Origin of the sequence: Acinetobacter pseudolwoffii (assembly GCF_002803605.1) — a bacterium.
Classification (GTDB): domain Bacteria; phylum Pseudomonadota; class Gammaproteobacteria; order Pseudomonadales; family Moraxellaceae; genus Acinetobacter; species Acinetobacter pseudolwoffii.
Window position 1 is genome coordinate 461,213 of the sequence record NZ_PHRG01000003.1, and the last position, 6,865, is coordinate 468,077.

Here is a 6,865-nt window from a genome sequence, read left to right on the forward strand (position 1 = left end):
TAAACTTAGCTTACCATTTGTTAACTTTTAATAACTTAAAAATTGTCAATCATTCATGTCAGCGATGACATGGTTTTTTCTTGGCGTGCATGTCAGCATGAATAAAATAACGTGACAACACCCATAGGATAATCAAAATGAATAATATGGTGAACAAAGCTCAAGGATTTGGCTTGTCCATGCTGACCAAAATTGCGGGTAGTGAAATATTAGATCAATTAAAGCTGCGTAAATTTATAGAAAAATTCCTGTATCAAAGTTCCAAAGCAGGATTTAAAACCCTGAGTCAAACCCAGAAAATCCTGAAATCTGGCCAGAACATTCAAAAACAGCGTCTCCCCCCTCAATCTAAAGCACTGTTTGATCTAAACCTGTCTGCAGAACAGCAACTGACCTGCGATGCGATGCAGAAATTTGCTCAAGAGGTACTTTATCCATTGGCGCATGCTGCCGATCAGCATGAAATATTTCCGCATGAACTGTGGCAATATAGCACCGATCTCGGCCTGAATTTCTATGCCTTGCCTGAAGCGTTAGGGGGTGTCGCCTCCGAACAGAATATTGTCAGTAATATTTTAATTGCGCAACATTTGGCTCGGGGAGATTTCAGTTTGACTGCCGGTTTACTGTCTAGCTTTAGTGTGATCAATGCCATTACCCGCTGGGGTTCAGAGCAGATTCAGGCAAAATATCTTGGTGCTTTCGCAGAAAATCCAGAGCTGAAAGCAAGCTTTGCGGTACAGGAAGAAACCGCCGCATTTAATCCGTATCAACTAAAAACTCAAGCGATTGCTCATCAGGCGCATTATCTGATTAGCGGTGAAAAGACCTTGGTCATGCTCGGAGAAAATGCGGATCTTTATCTGGTCAGTGCCGATCTAGACGGAACACCTGAGGTCTTTGTGGTACAACGTGACCATAGCATTACTGCAAAAAAATCCCCTGCCATGGGTCTAAAAGCAACTGAAAGCGTCACACTTCAATTTAAAAATACACCAGCGCAGCGTTTGGGTGATGATGATTTTGATTATCATACTTTCGTTGATTTAGGCAATTTGATGTGGGGTGCTATGGCCGTCGGTACTTGTGAGGCCATGAAAAAATACTGCATACAATATGCCAATGAACGGACTGCTTTCGGTGAACCTATTTCCCATCGTCAGAGTGTCGCTTTTATGATTGCCGATATGGTGATTGAAATTGATGCCATGCAGATGCTTATTCTTAATGCTGCCAGTCTGGCTGAATCTGGCCAACCTTTTCATCGAGAAGCTTATCTGGCACGTTTACTCTGCGCAGAAAAATCCATGAAAATCGGTACAGATGGCGTGCAGATTTTGGGTGGTCATGGCTTTACCAAAGAACATCCGGTCGAGCGCTGGTATCGAGACCTCAGAGCCACTGCGATTGTTCATTCTGGCCTACATGCCTGATCGGAGAATAAAGAAAACTATCATGAATCTACAAAATCCAAAAAAATTCAGACTCCTGATTGATCAAGCGCACGAAGTTGCACTCAATGTACTCCGCCCTATTTCGCGTAAATATGATAAGGCTGAACACACTTATCCTAAAGAGCTGGATATGCTGGCCTCCATCGTAGATGGTATGAACCAAGGCAGTGAAGGTATGAATGCGGGCGCAGCAGTGAATAAACGGGGCGAGACCGACAGCAGCAATAAAAATGGTATTAATATGTCTACTGCCCTGAGTATTATTGAAATGTGCTATGGCGATACGGGTTTATTGCTGTCTATGCCACGTCAAGGTTTAGGAAATTCAGCCATTGCAGCGGTGGCAAATGAAGAACAGCGACAACGTTTTCATGGGACTTGGGCAGCCATGGCGATTACCGAACCAGGTTTCGGCTCAGATTCCGCTGCAATTCGCACCACTGCGACCAAAGATGGTGATAACTATATTTTAAATGGTGAGAAGATTTTTGTGACCTCTGGGGAACGTGCCGATGCGGTCGTGGTCTGGGCAACATTAGATAAAAAACTGGGACGATCGGCAATTAAATCATTTGTGGTGACCAAAGGTACGCCCGGAATGAAGGTTGAACGACTGGAACATAAGTTAGGAATTAAAGCTTCGGATACTGCCACGATTCGCCTGATCAATTGTCGAGTACCTGCGGCAAACTTGCTCGGTCATGCAGAAATCGATGTTGCCAAGGGCTTTGCCGGTGTAATGGAAACCTTTGATAATACCCGGCCATTGGTCGCTGCCATGGCAATTGGCTGTGCCAAAGCCTCGCTGGAACGTATCAAGGAAATTTTTAAGGATCAACTGGATTCCAGTTATGTCACGCCCTATTTACAAAGCTCCAATATCGCTGCACAAATCTATCGCATGGAAGCAGAATGGGAAGCTGCGCGCTTGCTGATGCTCAAAGCGGCGTGGATGGCAGATAATCATAAACCGAATTCACGTGAAGCATCTATTGCAAAGGCCAAAGCTGGACGTATGGGTAATGAAATCACCTTAAAATGTGTAGAATTGGCAGCTGCGGTAGGCTATAACGAAACTGAACTGTTGGAAAAATGGGCACGTGATTCCAAGATTCTGGATATTTTTGAAGGTACCCAGCAGATTCAACAACTGATTATCGCCCGACGCGAACTGGGTAAATCTTCGAGTGAGCTAAAATAAAACTTTATCGAAGGAAAATTGAACGAAAAAGATGGCTTTTTTAAAGTTTTCGGACTATAAAAATTCCATCTTCTTTTATGTCATGTGCTATGTATTCTATTCGTCCCATTCAGCCTCAAGATAATGCTCAAATTGCCAAGATTATTCGTGACGTTTCCATGGAGTTTGGTCTGGCAGCGGAGTCCGGTTTCGCTGTAGGTGATTCAATCCTGGATCACCTGTATGACGTATATCAACAGCCAAATTCTGCCTATTGGGTCATTGTTGATGAACAGGATCAGGTCTATGGCGGTGGTGGTATTGCTCCACTACAAGGTGACCACAATATTCTAGAAATACAGAAAATGTATTTTCTACCAGCCATTCGTAGATATGGCTTTGCAAAACAGATTTTGAATTTGGCCTTTGATTTTGCCCGACAACATAAATTTGAACGGATTTATATCGAGACTACCAAAAACCTTTGGCAAGCGGTGAAGCTGTACGAGAACTTAGGTTTTGAGCATCTGGATCGGCCTGAAGGCGACACTGGCCATAGTCAAGCCTGTGAAATCTGGATGCTTAAAAACCTAGCCTAATCGATGTCGATCCTCATCTTCTCCATAACACCAAGAAAAGCCTTAAATAAATCTCTATTCCAACCGGCTTTTCTTTGATCATCTCTTCATAAATCATCCATGATTCAAGTAGATCTACTTTGACTTTGTAAACAAATCATATAATTTCTTGACGATTTTTATACATCTTCCTAAGATCAGTTTAATTTTAAAAATACATGGAAGCTGAAAGTTGTTAGGCAAATTTTCTGTTAGAAAAAACTTATTATTACCAGTATTCAATAGCACAATTTTTAAAATTGGGCTGCTTGGTCTAAGTACCGTGTTATTTAGTGCCTGTTCTTCTCTCGGCGGCAATTCTTTAGAAAAACGTTCTGCTCAACTGTCTAAAGGAATTCAGACAGCCTACGGTGTTCCAGCAACCACAGCAACTCGCGTTTCACCTTTGATTATTCAGAATGCAGAAAAAAATCGTCTGGATCCATTACTTGTAGCAGCCGTAATTCGTCAGGAGTCAACTTATCGTAGCCAGGTGGCTTCACATGCTGGAGCTGTTGGCCTCATGCAAATTATGCCAAGATATTGGCAAGCGACTTGTGGTGATGATTTATATAATGAAGCTATAAATATTTCATGTGGTAGCCATATTCTTTCTCGTTATCATGAATCCAGTGGTAGCTTAGAAAAAGCACTGGGCTATTATAATGTAGGTCCGACTGCCTATGAGAAAAACCGTAAAATGCGTAAGCAAGGCAAACGTTATGCACAACAAGTGAAACAGCATAAAAAAGATCTGAAGAATGTGATTTAATTTATCTTTAACATAATGCTTGAATCAGTTTAAAACTCCTAAAATTAAACTGATTCATCTTTTATCGGCTATATTGATTCTGCAAACGTTAAAATAATGCAAAACCCATCACATATTTGTTTTTTCATTTAATTTGGGAAAGATTAATATTTAATCAATCAACTTTATACCTATATAATAAATATCAACGGCTTTGTTGCATAAACATTCAAAAGCTGAGTTTTCCCCAATCCATTCAAATTTAAGTGACAACTTGGGTGTGAGGTCTACCTAATTCCGTAAATCTATTCAGAACTGCCACACGCGCATGAATTTCATTGACCTGACTTTGAAAATGTCTTGCCGTCAGCTTATCTCCTAATAATTTGATGCAATGCATCTTGGTTTCCACCAAACTGCGACGGTGATAGCCCGACCATTTTTTCCATAGGGTTCTGCCTAAATGCTTAACCGTTTGAAGTAACTCATTTCGTTCTATTGAACTGATTTTAGAATCTTTCCAGGGCTTGGCATTCTTCCTGGGTGGAATTACTGCATGTGCTTGACGATCTGAAATCACTTGTCTGCAGCACTTCGTGTCGTACGCCCCATCGGTATAGACAGAATCTATTCGCTCATTTGGTGGGATTTGATCCAGTAAATCACCTAGTACTTGTGAATCACTGACATTATTTGTCGTAAGCTGAACGGCACGTATTTGCAGTGTTTCAGCATCTATACCAATATGCAGTTTACGCCATTGCCGACGGTATTCAGGCTGATGTTTCTTACGCTTCCATTCACCTTCACCTAAAAATTTTAAACCCGTAGAGTCGACGAGTAGGTGTAACCCATCACGACTTTTCTGATAGCTTATCGCAATATCAATATGCTTTTGTCGTCTACAGAGGGTGGAGTACGAATATCACTGATATTCGGGGCTGCTCAGCCACAGAGTTTAATCAGGCTTTGAGCAAAGCCAGTGACCATACGTAAAGAAAGACGGAATAGAGATTTGATCATTAAACAGCATTGAATCGCTGTATCGGAATAAGTTTGATTTCGTCCGTGCTTGCCTTGTGGTTGTGCATACCATTGGGTCTTAGGATCAAACCAGATTGAAATATTTTCTCGCTTGATTAAAGCTTGGTTATACGAGGACCAATTGGTTGTACGGTAAGTTTTAGGTGCAGGCTTCTTCATCTGGAAATTATATTGCTAAAGAAGCCCTCAAGAATAGCTTTGTGCAACAAAGCCAATGCTTATAGTCATTCTTTCTTCCAAAGAAGTTTTACTGGGTCAGCTACTGTACGCAACCAAAAAAGCTAGCACTGATATTGCAGCATATAAAATTAAAATTTAGGTTTTAAATGCTATATCCTATTTATATTTATGAAACTATGATCTGTCATCAATTAAGCCAAATTATTGTTAAGGCAAGATAAATTGCTGACAAAAAGTTTTGAACTAATTTATCATAACGTATGGTAATAATACGATACTGCTTGAGCTTGGCAAAAAAAGTTCCCGATCAAATATCGTGCTTTATAAAGATATCGGTTTATAATCACCTTGACTCATAGCGTTATTTTTAGAGGGTATCACGCCTTAAGCATTAATTTTATGGATTGGAACAATTATTCGATCTTTAGACTTTTAGGGGTTACCTATGGGCTAAGTTTGACTGAATAATAAGTCCAGCAATATATCAGCAACATTTAAATCATGAACTTGCCCAGCAACAGTAAGATAAAATTTTATTGGATTGCCTAAGACATCATTATGAGCACGCATTTTGGTGCTTAAGTTATCTTTCCTCCGTCCGATCGCCTGATTTCTTCCCCAGCGCTGTGTTGATGAGCACAATGGTGGAGTCGAACATGGCTATTCATTGTCACTGTCATGTGACAGCACTTCAAAGACTCTCTGCCACACACCTGCTTTAGGCCAACGACTAAAACGAATATCCACGACGCTGAAATCACCAAATGTTATGAAAAGACTCACTCGCTAATGAATATCTGAACGATACCGAACTGCTCTCAGCAAATAATCAGTTATCTTTATCAATTACTCTAACAATTTCTATTCTAATATCTAAATCATGCCAGTAACACCTAAGAAAGTTGTCACAGGATTTATTAAATAAAGACCTAGCACTTAGTCCTATTCTAACTATCTTAATAGCTAAACTTGAACATATCTCAATCATTTTTTGAAAAGCTTGAGATTTAAATAATAACTTGATTATTTTAAATACACAAAAAAACACCCCTGCTCATGCAGGGGGTGTTTCAAATAATGAGCTGGCGATGACTTACTCTCACATGGGTAACCCCACACTACCATCAGCGCAAAGAGGTTTCACTTCTGAGTTCGGGAAGGGATCAGGTGGTTCACTCTTGCTATTGTCGCCAGCACAACTGTTTATGGATACTCGCTTTGGTCTTATTTCGTCACTTTTCAGTGTATGCCAATGCTTTCTACCAAATGAGTTATTAACAGAATATTTGTGTTGAATTAAGTTTGTTTAGTTTAACTAGCTTGATCACTAAATCAAGTTATTTTGCTTAATATCGAATCAATCGAGCTTTATACAACAACTGTTTGGGTGTTGTATAGTCAAGCCTCACGAGCAATTAGTATTGGTCAGCTTCACATATCACTATGCTTCCACATCCAACCTATCAACGTCGTAGTCTTCAACGGCTCTTTAGAGGACATAAAGTCCTAGGGAAATCTTATCTTGAGGTAGGCTTCCCGCTTAGATGCTTTCAGCGGTTATCCCTTCCGAACATAGCTACCCGGCGATGCGACTGGCGTCACAACCGGTACACCAGAGGTTCGTCCACTCTGGTCCTCT

The 6,865-nt window shown here is 40.6% G+C and carries 4 protein-coding genes, 2 rRNA genes and 3 pseudogenes; 5 read left to right on the top strand and 4 right to left on the bottom strand.

What is annotated here, in order from left to right; all coding sequences use genetic code 11:
* Positions 1-137: 137 nt before the first annotated feature.
* From CWI32_RS09055 to CWI32_RS09070, 4 genes are all read left to right on the top strand, one after another.
* Positions 138-1,433 carry an acyl-CoA dehydrogenase family protein gene (locus tag CWI32_RS09055; RefSeq protein ID WP_100535156.1) on the top strand — a complete coding sequence of 432 codons (1,296 nt, stop codon included), beginning with the start codon at positions 138-140 and terminating at the stop codon, positions 1,431-1,433.
* A gap of 22 nt (positions 1,434-1,455) precedes the next feature.
* Positions 1,456-2,655, top strand: a complete 1,200-nt coding sequence (locus tag CWI32_RS09060) for an acyl-CoA dehydrogenase family protein (RefSeq protein ID WP_100354785.1) — start codon at positions 1,456-1,458, stop codon at positions 2,653-2,655.
* Between the two features lie 89 nt (positions 2,656-2,744).
* Positions 2,745-3,233, top strand: a complete 489-nt coding sequence (locus CWI32_RS09065) for a GNAT family N-acetyltransferase (protein ID WP_100535157.1) — start codon at positions 2,745-2,747, stop codon at positions 3,231-3,233.
* A gap of 211 nt (positions 3,234-3,444) precedes the next feature.
* Positions 3,445-4,023, top strand: a complete 579-nt coding sequence (locus CWI32_RS09070) for a transglycosylase SLT domain-containing protein (protein ID WP_005097055.1) — start codon at positions 3,445-3,447, stop codon at positions 4,021-4,023.
* Positions 4,024-4,264: 241 nt separating this feature from the next.
* Here CWI32_RS09070 and CWI32_RS09075 read toward each other — a convergent pair.
* Positions 4,265-5,205 (bottom strand): annotated as a pseudogene (locus tag CWI32_RS09075) (IS5 family transposase).
* Positions 5,206-5,257: 52 nt separating this feature from the next.
* Here CWI32_RS09075 and CWI32_RS15555 point away from each other — a divergent pair.
* A pseudogene (locus CWI32_RS15555) lies at positions 5,258-5,365 on the top strand (roadblock/LC7 domain-containing protein); the annotation flags it as partial.
* Positions 5,366-5,413: 48 nt separating this feature from the next.
* Here the strand turns inward: CWI32_RS15555 and CWI32_RS15560 are convergent.
* The 3 genes and pseudogenes from CWI32_RS15560 to CWI32_RS09090 form a co-directional block, all read right to left on the bottom strand.
* A pseudogene (locus tag CWI32_RS15560) lies at positions 5,414-5,509 on the bottom strand (IS5/IS1182 family transposase); the annotation flags it as partial.
* 797 nt (positions 5,510-6,306) lie between these two features.
* A 5S ribosomal RNA gene (gene rrf / locus CWI32_RS09085) occupies positions 6,307-6,421 on the bottom strand.
* Between the two features lie 199 nt (positions 6,422-6,620).
* A 23S ribosomal RNA gene (locus CWI32_RS09090) occupies positions 6,621-6,865 on the bottom strand; the annotation flags it as partial.

Excerpts from the sequence above, each read along its gene's own strand:
- CWI32_RS09055 (WP_100535156.1), top strand. The coding sequence starts at position 138 with ATGAATAATATGGTGAACAAAGCTCAAGGATTTGGCTTGTCCATGCTG.
- CWI32_RS09060 (WP_100354785.1), top strand. The coding sequence starts at position 1,456 with ATGAATCTACAAAATCCAAAAAAATTCAGACTCCTGATTGATCAAGCG.
- CWI32_RS09065 (WP_100535157.1), top strand. The coding sequence starts at position 2,745 with ATGTATTCTATTCGTCCCATTCAGCCTCAAGATAATGCTCAAATTGCC.